This is a genomic window from Mesorhizobium sp. M0621, from assembly GCF_040320745.1.
GTDB lineage: Bacteria > Pseudomonadota > Alphaproteobacteria > Rhizobiales > Rhizobiaceae > Mesorhizobium.
In genome coordinates this window covers 40982-55846 of sequence record NZ_JAMYQF010000001.1, presented here as the reverse complement: position 1 = coordinate 55846, position 14865 = coordinate 40982, and the positions used below count along the sequence as shown (strand labels likewise).

Below are 14865 nucleotides of genomic sequence, written 5' to 3'. Positions count from 1 at the left end.
ATAGGCCGCCCATTGGGCAAGCGCCAGAGAGACAGAAGTGGTCGGCGACTTTATTCGCCGCGAATCCGTTGCTCCTGTTCAGCGCCATGCGCCGCCGTGCCTTGCACTGGCAAGTCCGCCTCCTTACGGTTGTCATGGCAACCGAGGAGCAAGAATGCGTTTCGAAGGCACGGCGGCCTACGTCGCCGATAAGGATCTGATGGTGGCCGTCAACGCGGCGATCGCGCTGGAACGGCCCTTGCTGGTCAAGGGCGAGCCCGGCACCGGCAAGACGGAACTGGCGCGCCAGGTGGCGGCGGCACTTGGCCTCGACCTGATCGAATGGCACGTCAAGTCGACGACCAGAGCACAGCAGGGGCTCTACGAGTACGACGCCGTCTCGCGGCTGCGCGACAGCCAACTCGGCGATATCAGGTTCAACGACATCAGGAATTACATCAAACGCGGCAAACTCTGGGAGGCGTTCGCGGCCGGCAAAAAGGTCGTGCTTTTGATCGATGAGATCGACAAGGCCGACATCGAATTCCCCAACGATTTGCTGCAAGAACTCGATCGGATGGAGTTCTTCGTCTACGAGACCGGCGAAACGATCCGCGCCGCGGTCAGGCCGATCGTCATCATTACCTCCAACAACGAGAAGGAACTGCCGGACGCCTTCCTGCGCCGCTGCTTCTTCCACCACATCCGCTTTCCCGACGTCGACACGCTGCACAGAATCGTCGACGTCCACTATCCCGGCATCAAGCATAACCTGGTACGGGCGGCGCTAACCCAGTTCTACGAGATCCGCGATGTGCCGGGGCTGAAGAAGAAGCCGTCGACCTCCGAGGCGCTCGACTGGATAAGACTGCTCGTCGCCGACGACATCGCGCCGGAGGACCTGCGCGCCGACCCGAAGAACGCCCTGCCCAAGCTGCATGGCGCGTTGCTGAAGAACGAACAGGACGTGCACCTGTTCGAACGGCTGGCCTTCATGGCGCGAAGGCAGCAATAGGGCGGCAGCAGTAGCGCTTTCCCTTCTGTGGACCGTTGCCCGCAGCCGAACAGGCAGGCAGCTTCGGCCGGAACCTTCGGAGGAAATGAAATGTCTGAGATTGTTGTCCGCCCGCTCGCCCAGTCCGACCACGCCGATTGGCGCCGCCTGTGGACCGACTACCTGACCTTCTACGAAACCAAGCTTCCCGAAGAGGTCTACGCCGTCACCTGGAAACGACTGTTCACGACAGGCGAGTTCGAGCCCAAGGGCTTCATCGCCACCCTCGACGGCAAGGCGGTTGGCCTTACCCATTATCTCTACCACCGCTCCGGTTGGTCGGAAAAAAACAACTGCTATCTGCAGGACCTGTTCGCCGACCCCGACGTGCGTGGCAAGGGCATTGGTGCGGCGCTGATCAAGGCCGTGCAACAAGAAGCTGCGAAAATCGGCGTCAAGAATGTCTACTGGATGACGCACGAGACCAACACCACCGCGCGCAAGCTCTATGACCACGTGGCGCGCCGGACCGGCTTCATCGAGTATGATTTGCTGTAATGAAATCGCCGGCGCAGCGAGCAAAGCTGACTTGGAACGCCAACCGGTTTGAAGCGCTGGAGCGCGTACGCGCCGTCTTGCAGGAAAGCGAGTTCCAGCCGCTCTATGCCAGCTACATGGCATATCTGGAACTGCGGGAGCGCGGGCTGAGAAAGCAATCTTTCGCCCAGCTCGATGCCTTTATTGAACAGATAGCATCCGGCCCGTTTGAAGTTCGCCTGTCGGTAATCCGGCATCTCGTCCGCGCAATTGAGGAGTACTGGGACAATTGGCCAGCGCCCGACAGCTGGCAGTTTCCTGAACAAGTATCTCGGCGGCTGATTGGGCCGCTGTGGCACGAATGGCAGCAGCGGGAACCCGCCAATCCGGAGGCTTGGCTGTATGGCTTTGGCAGCCGCTCACGCGAAGTAGACGGCAGGGAGGTTGCGTTTCTACTGGACCCAACTGAACCACGCTACCAATATGCCCATCTGGATGGCCTATGCGCGCAGCTAAATCATGAACTTCACGAACTGGATCACATTGAGACAATCCTTTGCACTCCGGAACATTTTGGCGAACTGGCCAATTCGGTATCCGCTGTTGCAGAGGCAATCGGTGACAACATGACTGACGAGGTCGCGAAAACACCTGTCCGACTGAACGAACTGGCCGTGATCTATCGCAACCACAAGAAGGATAGCGGCACCGTCTTGCAGGAGCTTCTGCAGCTCGGTCGCAAAGATCTGGTCGACTTTCCTATATTGCCGGCCCGGCGTTGGTTCCGTGTGCTTCCCTATCCTCTAGGTTGAGCCGCCGACAATGTTCATTCCCTTCTTCCTCGAACTGAAGGCAGCGCGTGTTCCCGTTTCGCTGCGGGAATATCTGTCGCTGCTGGAAGGGCTGGAAGCCGGGCTGGTCGACTATGATGTCGAAGATTTTTATTACCTCGCCCGCACGGCACTGGTGAAGGACGAGCGTCATATCGACCGCTTCGACCAGGTGTTCGCGCATGTCTTCAAGGGCATCGAAGCACTGGGCGGGCCGGATGCCGTCGATGTCGCCAACATTCCCGAAGAATGGCTGCGCCGCCTCGCAGAAAAGCACCTGACCGACGAAGAGAAAAAGCTGGTGGAGGCGCTCGGCGGTTTCGAGAAACTGATGGAGACGCTGAAGCAGCGGCTCGAAGAGCAAAAAGGCCGCCACCAGGGCGGCTCGAAATGGATCGGCACTGGCGGCACCTCGCCTTTCGGCGCCTATGGCTACAATCCCGAAGGTGTGCGCATCGGCCAGCATGAAAGCCGCAACCGCCGCGCGGTGAAGGTGTGGGACAAGCGCGAGTTCAGGAATTTCGACGATGCCGTCGAGCTCGGCACCCGCAACATCAAGATCGCGCTGAAGCGTCTGCGCCGCTGGGTGCGCGAGGGTGCCGAGGAGGAGTTCGACCTGCCTGGAACAATCCACGCCACCGCCGAGCACGGCTATCTCGACGTGCGGACGCGGCCGGAACGCCGCAACGCCGTGAAGCTCCTGATGTTCTTCGATGTCGGCGGCTCGATGGACGATCACATCAAGAGCGTCGAGGAGCTGTTCTCGGCCGCCCGCGCCGAATTCCGCCAGCTCGAATATTTCTATTTCCACAACTGCCTCTACGAGGGCGTGTGGAAGGACAATCGCCGCAGGCATGCCGAGACGGTCCCGACCTTCGACCTCCTCCACGAATATGGGCCCGACTACAAGGTAATCGTCGTCGGCGACGCCTCGATGAGCCCCTACGAGATTGCACACCCCGGCGGCTCGGTCGAGCACTGGAACCCGGAGGCCGGAGCCGTCTGGCTCGGTCGCCTGCTGCAGCAATGGCCGAATGCGGTGTGGCTCAACCCCGAGGGCGAAAAGAACTGGGGCTACACCCATTCGATCGCGATGATCCGCGACATTTTCGGCGGCCGCATGTTTCCGTTGACACTGGCCGGGCTCGAAGGCGCGACGAAGCAGCTTTCAAGAAAGCACTGAACCTTGCCCGCCTTCTCGGAACTGGGCAGACGCGTAACAAATGCCTATCTTTGTGCGAATACGAGGCTGCAACCAATAACGAGCTGGCAAGGCTGAGGAGATCGAATGGACACCCACACCTACCCCGTAACCCGCACCGACGCCGAATGGCGCGCCCGGCTGACGCCGGAGCAATATGCCGTCATGCGTGGCCATGGCACCGAACGGCCGGGGAGCTGCGCTCTGCTCTACGAGAAGCGCGCCGGCACCTTTTCCTGCGTCGGCTGCGATCAGCCTTTGTTTGAATCCAAGCTGAAGTTCGAGAGCGGCACCGGCTGGCCGAGCTTCAACGACCCGGTACCGGGCTCGGTCGAGAACACTGTCGACCGCAGCTACGGCATGGTCCGCACCGAATGCCACTGCGCCCGCTGCGGCAGCCATCTCGGCCATGTCTTCGAAGACGGCCCGCCGCCGACCGGCCTGCGCTATTGCATCAACGGCGTGGCGCTGAAATTCGAGCCGGCGGCTTGACGCAAGTCGCCCAAAAGTGCGCAGCGGTTTTGGAACAACGACATGCATGGAACTCAAAGCGCGACGCGCTTTGAGCCAAATGATTGCTGGATAGATAGGAAGGGCGGCTGCGGCCGCCCTTTTTGTTTGCGGTCTGTGAAGTCGGCTGGTGCCCTCGATGCTCGCTCAGGCCACGACCGTCAGGATCAGCCACAATGTCGCGCCGAGCATCGTCAATGAAGCTTTGGTGCCACTGGCCTTTTCCGTGGTTCGCCATACGGCAAAGGTCAGGAAGATGTTGTAGGGCACCAGCGCGAAATGCACCGCCAGAACCAGCACAAGCGGCAGCTTCAGCGCAAGCAGGATGATCGCGGCCACCGCTGATGCGACGTTGAGCGCCGTGCCGACAAGAACAAGGTCGCGCCAGAACAGCCGGTCGAGTGGCACCAGGCCTTGCCAGCGTGAGCGGAAGAAGGATCCGACGCCTTCTGGCAACACCTGATATCTACCCCTGTCCCAGGACTTCTGTCACCGCGCGCTCGATACGCGAGCATTCGGTCACCAGCCAGTCGGTCATCGCCGGCCAATTGTCTTCGGCATAACAGTTCACCCGCCACATCGAATTGATGCCGAGGCCTTCGCAACTCTGTTCCGGCTTAAGCTTCAGCCTGTCTTCGATCGCCGGCTGGAACGGCTTCAGCCGCGACCAGGCTTGCGTGGCGCCGAACTTCTCGTTGCGGCCGAAAAAGACGCCGACATGGTTCTGCGCCGGCGCGACATACATGGAAAGGACCAATGCGAAATCGGGCAACCCGCGCTGCCAGAACCAGGGTCCGCGCCTCGCCATCAGAGGCTTTTCTTCCGGATGCCGTTCGGCGAACAGCATCCAGAAGCCGCGTTGGCGGAATTCAGAAGCACGGCGGGCGCCGAAGTCGAATTCGCTCATGGTCCGAACCGTTTCTCCGGCAACCGCACTGGGCGCCGGGCCGGTTAGTCTTACACCATGCCGAGCGCGGCCTTGTACAGATCGAGGATGGTCTCCTCTTCCTGCCGCTCAGCCTGGTCCTTCTTGCGCAGCCGGATGATCGTGCGCATCGCCTTGGTGTCGAAGCCGGTGCCCTTGGCCTCGGCGAACACTTCCTTGATGTCATCGGAAATGGTCTTCTTTTCTTCCTCGAGCCGCTCTATGCGCTCGATGAAGGCACGCAGCTGGCCGGCGGCAACAGTCTGGCTGGTATCGGTGATATCGTCGGCCATGGTTTTCTCCACATCGTTACTGCGCCGCGACTCGGGAACTGCTGCGGCAAATTTGAGCCGGTTCGATGCCCGACCGGCGGCGGCGGGTCAAGCCGTTATCGATGCGGCATGAAAGGCTGCCGCCATGATGCGGACAGCCATCTCGCCAACATGGATCAGGGCATATTGAGATTCAGGTCAGGCCGAGTCGAGAATGATGGATTTCGAGAACCGGAGCGCAGCGTACATTTGGGTACGTGAGCAACGGAAGCGCAGAAAACTGTCATTCGCAGGCCGGCTGAATATCAACATGCCCTAGCTGAAGGCGATCAGCAGGTCCTTTGCGTCGATCTGGTCGCCGGCCTTGACCAGCACCTCGGCGACGGTGCCGTCGCGCTCGGCATGCAGCGCCGTTTCCATCTTCATCGCCTCGATGGAAAGCAGCACATCGCCGGCCTTCACAGCCTGGCCGGCGGCAACCGAAAGTGCGGAGACGACACCCGGCATCGGCGCACCGACATGGGCCTCGTTGCCCGGCTCGGCCTTTCGGCGGGCCTTGGCGGCAGACGCGCCATGCGCCCTGTCGGGCACCTTCACACGGCGCGGCTGGCCGTTGAGCTCGAAGAACACAGTGACCATGCCCTTCTCGTCGACATCGCCGATGGCTAGGCAGCGCACCACCAGCGTTTTGCCCTTCTCGATGTCGACGAAGATCTCGTCTTCAGATTTCATGCCGTAGAAATAGGTCGGCGTCGGCAGGACGCTGACCGGACCGTAGGTCTCCTGCGCGCCGGCGAAATCCGTAAACACCTTCGGATACATCAGCCACGAGGCGAATTCGAACTCGCTTAGCTTGCGCTCGAGCTTCTCCTCGATCTCCTTGCGGTTGGCCTTGAGGTCCGCCGGCTTGAGCAGCGAACCAGGCCGCGCCGTGATCGGCTTGTCGCCCTTCAGCGCTTTCTTTTGCAGCACCGCCGGCCAACCGCCGGGCGACTGGCCGAGATCGCCGCGCAGCATCGAGACGACCGAATCCGGGAAGGCGATATCCCTGTCCGGGTTTTCGACATCGGCGACGGTCAGATCCTGGCTGACCATCATCAATGCCATGTCGCCGACGACCTTGGACGACGGCGTCACCTTGACGATGTCGCCGAACATCAGATTGACGTCGTGATAGGTCTGCGCCACCTCGTGCCAGCGTGTCTCCAGCCCGAGCGAGCGCGCCTGTTCCTTGAGATTGGTGAACTGTCCGCCCGGCATCTCATGCAGATAGACCTCCGAGGCCGGTCCTTTCAAATCGCTTTCGAAGGCGGCATACTGGTTGCGCACCGCCTCCCAGTAGAACGAGATTTTCCTGATCCAATGCGGATCGAGGCCCGGGTCGCGTTCGGTGCCCTTCAGCGCCTCGACGATCGAACCCAGGCATGGCTGCGAGGTGTTGCCCGACAGCGAATCCATCGCCGCATCGATGGCATCGACGCCGCTGTCGACCGCCGCCAGTACCGTCGCAGCCGACAGGCCCGACGTGTCGTGGGTGTGGAAATGGATCGGCAGGTCGGTCGCCTCGCGCAGCGCCTTGAACAGCACGCGTGCGGCGGAAGGCTTCAGCAGTCCGGCCATGTCCTTGACGGCGATGATGTGCGCGCCGGCCGCCTGCAATTCCGTGGCCAGGCCGACATAGTATTTGAGGTCGTATTTCGCCCGCGCCGGGTCGAGGATGTCGCCGGTATAGCAGATCGCCGCTTCGATCAGCTTGCCCTCCGCGCCGACCGCATCCATGGCGACGCGCATGTTCTCGACCCAGTTCAGGCAGTCGAACACCCGGAACAGGTCGATGCCGCCGGCAGCCGCCTGTTTGACGAAATGCTGCACGACATTGTCGGGATAGTTGGTGTAGCCGACGCCGTTGGCGCCGCGCAGCAGCATCTGCAGCAACAGATTGGGCGCCGCCTCGCGCACCAGCGACAGCCGCTCCCACGGATCCTCGGTGAGGAAGCGCATGGCGACGTCGAAGGTGGCGCCGCCCCAGCATTCGAGCGACAGAAGCTGCGGCAGGGCACGCGCATAGGTACCGGCGATGCCGGCAATGTCATGCGTGCGCATGCGCGTGGCGAGCAGCGACTGATGGCCGTCGCGCATCGTCGTGTCGGTGACCAGCACCTCTTTCCGCTCGCGCATCCAGGTGGCGAACTTTTCCGGCCCGAGCATGTCGAGCTGCTGCTTGCTGCCGCCAGGCACATTACCGTTGAGGTAGGGCACGACGGGTGCAGCAGCATCGGCCTTCGGCTGCGGCCGGCCGCGCGTCTCGGGATGACCGTTGACGCTGACATCGGCGAGGTAGTTGAGCAGCTTGGTCGCGCGGTCCTGGCGCTTGACCTGCTGGAACAGCTCCGGCGTCGTGTCGATGAACTTGGTCGTGTAGGAATTGTCGGCGAAGCTCGGGTGGTTGATGATCGCTTCAAGGAAAGTCAAATTGGTGGCGACGCCGCGGATACGGAATTCGCGTAGCGCCCGGTTCATGCGGGCGATGGTCTCGGCCGGCGTCGGTGCCCATGCCGTCACCTTCTCCAGCAGCGGATCATAGAAGCGGGTGATCACCGCGCCCGAATAGGCGGTGCCGCCATCGAGGCGGATGCCGAAACCCGTCGCGCCGCGATAGGCGGTGATGCGGCCGTAATCCGGGATGAAATTGTGCTCGGGATCTTCCGTGGTGATGCGGCACTGCAAGGCGTGGCCGTTCAGCCTGATGTCGTTTTGCGCCGGCACGCCCGATCCCGGCGTGCCTATCGCGAAGCCGTCGAGGATGTGGATCTGCGCCTTGACGATGTCGATGCCGGTCACCTGCTCGGTGACGGTGTGCTCGACCTGGATGCGCGGGTTGACCTCAATGAAGTAGAATTTGCCGGTGTCGGCGTCCTGCAGGAACTCGACCGTGCCGGCGCCGATATAGCTGGTCTCGCGCGCGATCTTCAGCGCATGGCCGCAAAGCTCCTCGCGCTGCGACATTTCGAGATAGGGCGCCGGCGCCCGCTCGACGACCTTCTGGTTGCGGCGCTGGATCGAGCAGTCTCGCTCGAACAGGTGCACGGCATTGCCATGCGTGTCGCCCAGCACCTGCACCTCGACATGGCGCGCGCGCTCGATCAGCTTTTCGAGATAGACCTCGTCCTTGCCGAAGGCGGCCTTCGCCTCGCGCTTGCCTTCCGTGACTTCACGGGCAAGGTCGGCTTCGGCGCGGATGGCACGCATGCCGCGGCCGCCGCCGCCCCATGACGCCTTCAGCATCACCGGATAGCCGATCTGCTTGGCCAGTTTCTTGACCGCATCCATGTCGTCCGGCAACGGATCGGTGGCAGGGATCACCGGCACGCCGACCTCGATGGCGAGATTGCGCGCCGCGACCTTGTTGCCGAGCCGCCGCATCGTGTCCGGCTTCGGCCCGATGAAGGTGATGCCGGCCTCGGCACAGGCGTCGGCGAATTCGGGGCTTTCCGACAACAGCCCGTAGCCGGGATGAATGGCATCGGCGCCCGAAAGCCTGGCGACGCGGATCACCTCTTCGATCGACAGATAGCTTTCGATCGGTCCCATGTCCCGGGTCAGATGCGGCCCGCGTCCGACTTGGTAGCTCTCGTCGGCCTTGAAGCGGTGCAGCGAATACTTGTCCTCCTCTGCCCAGATCGCCACGGTTTTGAGACCGAGTTCGTTGGCCGCGCGAAAGACGCGAATGGCGATTTCGGACCGGTTGGCGACGAGGATCTTCGTGATGGCCAAGGACTGGGCTCCAGCAACGGAAGGAAAGAAATCGGCGCAATGATTAGCGTGAAAATGCTGCAGCGCAAACAAAATTGACGCGCATTTAAACCGATTGAAATGGAATCTTTGCGGCGAGAGCGGTCGCATTCAGTCGAACACGCAAGGAAAGCGCCGGCGCTGCCGGCCAACGCACGATCATTTTCCGGCTAAAGGCCCGGCCGTATCGACTTGCCTGCACCTCCGGAGCGAACCCGGCTCAAACGAAAAATGCCCGGCGCGAGGCGCCGGGCATCCGTAAATGTCTGGTGACTGACGAGCTTACATCTTCTGGATGTAGGTGTACTTGCCGTCGTCGCCCTTCTTCCATTCGTACATGACGTAGCCGGGCAGCGTCGGGTCGCCCTTGGCGTCATAGGACAGGTCGCCCAGCACGGTCTTGAACGGGCCGTTTTCATGCAGCGCCTTGGCAACTGCCTGCGGGTCGTTCGACTTGGCAGCGGTCGCTGCTTCCGCGATCGCCTGCACGGCTGCGTACGAGTAGAGCGTGTAGGCTTCCGGCTCGAAGCCCTGCGCGCGGAACTTCTCGACGAGTTCCTTGTTGGCGGGGATCAGGCGCGGATCCGGGCCGAACGTGTTGAGCGTGCCCGCAACCGCGTCACCCGCGATCGAAGCCAACTCGTTCGACACGATGCCGTCACCGGAGACCAGTGTCGCCTTCAGGCCCTGGTCGGCCGCCTGGCGGATGATCAGGCCGGCTTCGGTGTGCAGACCGCCCCAGTAGATGATGGTGACGCCGGCTTCCTTCATCTTGGCGATCAGCGCCGAGAAGTCCTTGTCGCCGACATTGATGCCTTCGTACATGACTTCCGTCACGCCCTTGGCATTCATCGCCTTCTTGGTTTCGTCGGCAAGGCCCTGGCCGTAGGTGGTCTTGTCGTGGACGACGGCAATCTTGGCGTCCTTGAAGTTCGTCGCGAGATAAGCGCCGGCAATGCTGCCCTGCTGGTCATCGCGTCCGCAGGTGCGGAACACGTTCCACAGGCCGCGCTCGGTGAACTTCGGGTTGGTCGCAGCCGGGGTGATCTCGACGATGCCGTTTTCCGCATAGACTTCCGATGCCGGGATCGAGACGCCCGAGTTGAAGTGCCCGACCACGAACTTGACGCCGTCGCCGACGAACTTGTTGGCAACCGAGATGCCCTGCTTCGGATCGGAGACGTCGTCGCCAACCTCGAGCTTGATCTGCTCGCCGTTGATGCCGCCTGCCGCGTTGATGTCGGCGACAGCCGCTTCGGCACCCTTCTGCAGCTGTGCGCCGAAGGCTGCGTTTGGACCGGTGATTGGGCCGGCGACGCCGACCATTACGTCAGCCCACGCGGCACCACCGAACGCGACAAGCGCGGTCAGGGCGACGGCGGACAAAAGTGACTTTTTCATTTAAACGCTCCCATTAACGGAGTGGGCGTGGATGAAGCTTTCATGCGATGCCCACCCTTATCGCAGAAAGCATAGTTTGCCGATTTTCAGGCACTTGTCACGCCGATTCAATTCCGATGCGGCGTTAATGATGAACGTCAACCTTTCGGTTTCCAGCTCAAGATTGAAGCTCTTTCGTAGAGCCAATTATACTGTGTCACCATCTGGTTTGTGCGCGTGTATTGAAAGCCGACAAAGCCGAGGATCATCAGCACGATGGTGTCGACGATGTAGTAATGCAGCGAGAACATCGTACCGCCGAACAGCGCGTGATGGATGAAGCGGATGCCGATGCCGAGGCCCAGCATATAGGCGAACAGTTGGATGAAGCTCCGCCATGTCTGGGCACTGGCTTTGCCGGTCATCCAGGCCGCCCAGCCGCCGAGCAGACAGGTGACGAAGAAGAACTGCCAGATCGAGGGTTCCTCATAGAGAATGCCCTGCATGATGAAGTCTCCTTAGCATGATCCCGAAAAGTTGCAGACTTTTCGGACAAAGATCATGCGACAAACAAACAATTGGGAGCGGAATACCGAACGCACACATTCCGCTCCAAACTCAGTGGTGTCCGCCTTCGAGATAGGCGGCGCGCACTTCCGGATTGGCGAGCAGTTCCTTGCCGGTGCCGCTCATCGTCACATTGCCGTTGACCATGACATAGCCGCGCGTGGCGAGCTTGAGAGCGCCGAAGGCGTTCTGCTCGACCAGGAATACGGTCAGCCCCTGGGTGCGGTTCAACTCGCGGATGGCGTCGAAGATCTGCTTGACGATCAGCGGCGCCAGACCCAGCGACGGCTCGTCGAGCAAAAGCAGCTTCGGCCGCGCCATCAGCGCGCGTCCGATCGACAGCATCTGCTGCTCGCCGCCCGACAGTGTGCCGCCGCGCTGGGCGATGCGCTCCTTGAGCCGCGGGAACAGCTTGAACACCTTCTCGACGTCCTCGTCATAGTGTTGGAGGTTGTCGAGGCTGGCGCCCATCTGCAGGTTTTCCACCACCGTCATGCGCGGAAAGATGCGCCGGCCTTCGGGCGATTGGGCGATGCGCATGCGCGCGATCTCATGCGTCGGCATCTGGGTGATGTCGGTGCCGGCGAACGTGATGGTGCCGGCGCGAGCCCGCGGCGCGCCGAAAATAGTCATCATCAGCGTCGACTTGCCGGCGCCGTTGGCGCCGATCAGCGCCACAATCTCACCTTCCTTCACGGTGACATCGACGCCGTTAAGCGCCCGGATGTTGCCGTAATAGGTCTGCACGCCCTTGATATCGAGCAGCGTTGTCGCGGCCATCACTTGCCCCCTCCGCGCTTGCCCGCCACAGGCTTGGCAGCAGTTTTTCCGGAAGCATGGCTGGTCGCCACCTTGCCCGCATCGACGCGGCGCGAGAATTCCGTGTCCTTGCCCTGGCCGAGCAGCTTGGCCTGCTTGACCCATTCCTCGCGCGCGATGCGCCCGTCGAAGGCAAGATAGGCTTCGGCGGCTTCGACGTCGGCCTTTTTCCAGGCACCGATCTGGTCGAAATGGAAGATGCCGTGATCGTTGAGCTTCTTCTCGTTGACCGAACCGATCCCCCTGATGCGGGTCAAATTGTCGGCCTTGCCGCCGCGAGGCGCCGCCAACCGGTTGGAGATTCCCCCGGCCTTCGCAGCCGGAGCCTTGGTTGCCGGTTTGGCCGGCGCGGCTGCCGCGGTCGACTTTGCAGTCGTCCCGGTGGTCGTCTTTGACGCCGCCTTCGGAGCCGGCTTGGCCTTTGACGCAGGAGCTGGCTTCTCAGCCGGCACCGCCGCCGCCGAGGCCGCCTTGTTTGCAGCGGCGAGCGACCTTGCATCGACCTGACCGGCTTTTGAAGCGCCCTTGGCTACCGTAACCCGCTCGCCCGAACTATGGCCGACCGTGTCAGTCACCGGCCCGGCGAGATAGGAGGACGATGTTCCCGGGCCGTGTGCTGCATCCGGCCCCGTATCGAGCTGTTCGATGACGTCTTCATCGCCGACTTCGGTCAGCACCGACTCGACTTCCTCGTCGTCGACGCCGAGATAGGCGGCGATGACGCGCGGATCGGTGCGCACCGACTGCGGACTGCCGTCGGAGATCTTGCGGCCATATTCCAGCACCACGACATGGTCGGAGATTTGCATGACCACCGACATGTCATGCTCGATCAACAGGATCGAGGTGCCTGATGTGTTCTTGATATCGATCAGCAGCTCGTTGAGCGCCGCCGATTCCTTCGGATTGAGGCCGGCTGCCGGCTCGTCGAGGCACAGAAGCTCCGGCCCCGTGCACATGGCGCGCGCAATCTCGAGACGGCGCTGCGCACCATAGGGCAGGTCGCCGGCCGGATCGTCGGCGCGGTCGACAAGATCGGCCTTCTCCAGCCAATGCTTGGCAAGCTCCACCGATTCGGCCGAGGCCTTGCGGTAGCCGCTGAAGCCGAACAGGCCCAGGATCGTATAGCCCGAGGCCTTCATCAGCTTGTTGTGCTGGGCAACCAGCAGGTTCTCCAGCAGCGTCATGCCCGAGAACAGGCGGATGTTCTGGAAGGTGCGCGCCACCTTGGCGCGCGCCGGGATCTCATGATTGGGCAGCCGCTCGAGCAAATAGCTCGTGCCGTCGTTCCGGTTGAGCGTGATCATGCCTTCCGACGGCTTGTAGAAGCCGGTGATGCAGTTGAACACGGTGGTCTTGCCGGCGCCGTTGGGGCCGATCAGCGCAGTGATCTCGCCACGCTTGGCAGCAAAGGACAGGTCGCCGATGGCCACCAGGCCACCGAACTTCATCGACAGGTGCTCGACCTGCAGGATGGCGTCGTTCATGCCCGGATTGGTCCCCTGAATCGTGCTCGCATTCATCAGCCGTGGCCCTCCTTGGTGAAGGAACCGGAGACCGCTCTTCGCACCTTGAGGAAGGCGGTCGGCTCGCGACTGCCGACAAACCCGCGCGGCTTCCACAGCATGACGATGACCATGGCCATGCCGAACAGAAGCATGCGGTAGAGTTCCGGCGTGAAGTCGGGCCCGAAGATCTGCTTGAGGAAGTCGAGCTCGCGCAGCGCCTCGGTGCCGCCGATCATCACCATCGCGGCAACCGCAATGCCGACCAGCGAACCCATGCCGCCGAGAACGACGATGGCCAGGATGATGGCCGATTCCAGGAAGACGAAGGATTCCGGACTGACGAAGCCTTGCCGCGCGGCGAAGAACGAGCCGGCGAAGCCACCGAACATGGCGCCTGTGGCAAAAGCCGTGAGCTTGGTTGTCGTCGTGTTGATGCCCAGAGACCGGCAGGCGATCTCGTCTTCGCGCAGCGCTTCCCATGCGCGGCCGACCGGCAGGCGCCGCAGCCGGATGGTGACGAAGGCGGTGAGCAGGCACAGGCCCAGGATCAGATAATAGAGGAAAATCTTGTAATACGCGCCCGACTGGGCGATGCCCAACACCTTGGCGATGTAGTTCGGGTCTGACACGTTGAACGACATCAGGCCGAAGAAGCTGACCTTGGGAATGCCGGAGATACCGGCCGACCCGTTGGTGACCTCGCGCCAGTTGATCAGCACCAAACGGATGATCTCGCCGAAAGCCAGCGTGACGATCGCCAGATAGTCGCCGCGCAGGCGCAGCACCGGGAAGCCGAGCAGCACGCCCCAGAAGGCGGCCATGGCACCCGCTGCCGGCAGCAGGATCCAGAACGACAGGCCGTATTGGGTGCCGAGCAACGCATACGCATAGGCGCCGATTGCATAAAAGGCGACGTAGCCGAGATCGAGCAGGCCGGCGAGGCCGACGACGATGTTCAGGCCCCAGGCCAGCATCACATAGATCAGAATCTGGATGCCGAAATTATCGACCCATTTCAGCGAACCCTGCAGCCCTCCGGCAATCGACCAGGCACTCAGCGATAGCACCGCGACCACGAGGATCGGGTACAGCACAAGCGCGGCAATGCCGAGTTTGGTGAAGTTGGCATGGATGAAGGCCCTGAAATAGTAGATCACGCAAGCCAGTACATAGACGACCGCCAGGGCGCGCAGGAATTGCAGATAGCCGGCCGGCTCAGCTCCCACCCATCCGACGAGAGAGTTGTTGAACATGAACAGCAGCACCGCGGCGATGATGGCCACGATAAAGGCCGGCAACTGGAAGAAGCGTGACGCCACGCTGGCCGGCAGCAGACCGGTGGCGACGTCGGTGATCTTCTGGTTGGCCAGGAAGGGCTGGCCATAAGCGACATAAAGAAACCGCCCGACAGCCGTGGCGATCACCACGGCGGCAAGCAGGCCCCAGCGCGTCGTCAGGACCAGCTCATTGGAAATGTTCTGACCCGTCTTCAGGCCGATGAACAGCACGAACAGGCCAAACGATATGGCGCCGGCATAAAGCGCCTCGCGC

13 protein-coding genes and 1 pseudogene are annotated in these 14865 nt (G+C 61.9%); 5 read left to right on the top strand and 9 right to left on the bottom strand.

Annotated features, from left to right (window positions below; genetic code table 11):
- The first annotated feature begins 154 nt into the window (after nt 1-154).
- From NKI38_RS00285 to msrB, 5 genes are all read left to right on the top strand, one after another.
- Nucleotides 155-994, top strand: coding sequence for an AAA family ATPase (locus tag NKI38_RS00285; protein ID WP_352653852.1), 840 nt, complete (start codon nt 155-157; stop codon nt 992-994).
- Between the two features lie 90 nt (nt 995-1084).
- Nucleotides 1085-1531: a GNAT family N-acetyltransferase gene (locus NKI38_RS00280; RefSeq protein WP_352653850.1), complete on the top strand. Its 447-nt coding sequence runs from the start codon at nt 1085-1087 to the stop codon at nt 1529-1531.
- Complete coding sequence (locus tag NKI38_RS00275) at nt 1531-2322, top strand: hypothetical protein (RefSeq protein ID WP_352653848.1); 792 nt, start codon at nt 1531-1533, stop codon at nt 2320-2322. Before NKI38_RS00280 ends, NKI38_RS00275 begins: the two co-directional genes overlap by 1 nt.
- 10 nt (nt 2323-2332) lie before the next feature.
- Nucleotides 2333-3523: a vWA domain-containing protein gene (locus NKI38_RS00270; RefSeq protein ID WP_352653846.1), complete on the top strand. Its 1191-nt coding sequence runs from the start codon at nt 2333-2335 to the stop codon at nt 3521-3523.
- Nucleotides 3524-3628: 105 nt separating this feature from the next.
- Complete coding sequence (gene msrB / locus NKI38_RS00265) at nt 3629-4033, top strand: peptide-methionine (R)-S-oxide reductase MsrB (protein ID WP_013529102.1); 405 nt, start codon at nt 3629-3631, stop codon at nt 4031-4033.
- 165 nt (nt 4034-4198) lie between these two features.
- Here the strand turns inward: msrB and NKI38_RS00260 are convergent, their stop codons facing one another.
- The 9 genes and pseudogenes from NKI38_RS00260 to livM all read right to left on the bottom strand — a co-directional run.
- Nucleotides 4199-4510, bottom strand: a complete 312-nt coding sequence (locus tag NKI38_RS00260; RefSeq protein ID WP_352653845.1) for a hypothetical protein — start codon at nt 4508-4510, stop codon at nt 4199-4201.
- Nucleotides 4511-4517: 7 nt separating this feature from the next.
- Nucleotides 4518-4958, bottom strand: coding sequence for a hypothetical protein (locus NKI38_RS00255; protein ID WP_352631964.1), 441 nt, complete (start codon nt 4956-4958; stop codon nt 4518-4520).
- A 50-nt stretch (nt 4959-5008) separates the two neighbouring features.
- Nucleotides 5009-5269 (bottom strand): DUF2312 domain-containing protein, encoded by a 261-nt coding sequence (locus NKI38_RS00250; protein ID WP_013529099.1) that lies wholly within the window; start codon nt 5267-5269, stop codon nt 5009-5011.
- Nucleotides 5270-5563: 294 nt separating this feature from the next.
- A complete protein-coding gene (pyc, locus tag NKI38_RS00245) occupies nt 5564-9022 on the bottom strand; it encodes a pyruvate carboxylase (protein WP_352653843.1) in 3459 nt (1152 codons plus the stop codon).
- Nucleotides 9023-9322: 300 nt separating this feature from the next.
- Nucleotides 9323-10441, bottom strand: a complete 1119-nt coding sequence (locus NKI38_RS00240; protein WP_352653841.1) for a branched-chain amino acid ABC transporter substrate-binding protein — start codon at nt 10439-10441, stop codon at nt 9323-9325.
- Between the two features lie 137 nt (nt 10442-10578).
- Nucleotides 10579-10926 carry a DUF6867 family protein gene (locus NKI38_RS00235; protein WP_352631958.1) on the bottom strand — a complete coding sequence of 116 codons (348 nt, stop codon included), beginning with the start codon at nt 10924-10926 and terminating at the stop codon, nt 10579-10581.
- A gap of 112 nt (nt 10927-11038) precedes the next feature.
- Nucleotides 11039-11767 (bottom strand): ABC transporter ATP-binding protein, encoded by a 729-nt coding sequence (locus tag NKI38_RS00230; protein WP_352653839.1) that lies wholly within the window; start codon nt 11765-11767, stop codon nt 11039-11041.
- The gene (locus NKI38_RS00225; RefSeq protein ID WP_352653837.1) at nt 11767-13329 is read right to left on the bottom strand and encodes an ATP-binding cassette domain-containing protein; all 1563 of its coding nucleotides are present in this window, start codon (nt 13327-13329) and stop codon (nt 11767-11769) included. The genes NKI38_RS00230 and NKI38_RS00225 overlap by 1 nt, the downstream gene beginning before the upstream one ends.
- A pseudogene (gene livM / locus NKI38_RS00220) lies at nt 13329-14831 on the bottom strand (high-affinity branched-chain amino acid ABC transporter permease LivM); the annotation flags it as partial. The pseudogene livM and the gene NKI38_RS00225, both read right to left, overlap by 1 nt.
- Nucleotides 14832-14865 lie beyond the last annotated feature (34 nt).

What these genes read in the sequence shown, in the direction of transcription:
- NKI38_RS00235 (WP_352631958.1), bottom strand. Translation starts at nt 10,926, where the DNA reads ATGCAGGGCATTCTCTATGAGGAACCCTCGATCTGGCAGTTCTTCTTC.
- NKI38_RS00285 (WP_352653852.1), top strand. Translation starts at nt 155, where the DNA reads ATGCGTTTCGAAGGCACGGCGGCCTACGTCGCCGATAAGGATCTGATG.
- NKI38_RS00255 (WP_352631964.1), bottom strand. Translation starts at nt 4,958, where the DNA reads ATGAGCGAATTCGACTTCGGCGCCCGCCGTGCTTCTGAATTCCGCCAA.
- NKI38_RS00225 (WP_352653837.1), bottom strand. Translation starts at nt 13,329, where the DNA reads ATGAATGCGAGCACGATTCAGGGGACCAATCCGGGCATGAACGACGCC.
- NKI38_RS00275 (WP_352653848.1), top strand. Translation starts at nt 1,531, where the DNA reads ATGAAATCGCCGGCGCAGCGAGCAAAGCTGACTTGGAACGCCAACCGG.
- NKI38_RS00250 (WP_013529099.1), bottom strand. Translation starts at nt 5,269, where the DNA reads ATGGCCGACGATATCACCGATACCAGCCAGACTGTTGCCGCCGGCCAG.
- NKI38_RS00270 (WP_352653846.1), top strand. Translation starts at nt 2,333, where the DNA reads ATGTTCATTCCCTTCTTCCTCGAACTGAAGGCAGCGCGTGTTCCCGTT.
- msrB (WP_013529102.1), top strand. Translation starts at nt 3,629, where the DNA reads ATGGACACCCACACCTACCCCGTAACCCGCACCGACGCCGAATGGCGC.
- NKI38_RS00280 (WP_352653850.1), top strand. Translation starts at nt 1,085, where the DNA reads ATGTCTGAGATTGTTGTCCGCCCGCTCGCCCAGTCCGACCACGCCGAT.
- NKI38_RS00240 (WP_352653841.1), bottom strand. Translation starts at nt 10,441, where the DNA reads ATGAAAAAGTCACTTTTGTCCGCCGTCGCCCTGACCGCGCTTGTCGCG.
- NKI38_RS00230 (WP_352653839.1), bottom strand. Translation starts at nt 11,767, where the DNA reads ATGGCCGCGACAACGCTGCTCGATATCAAGGGCGTGCAGACCTATTAC.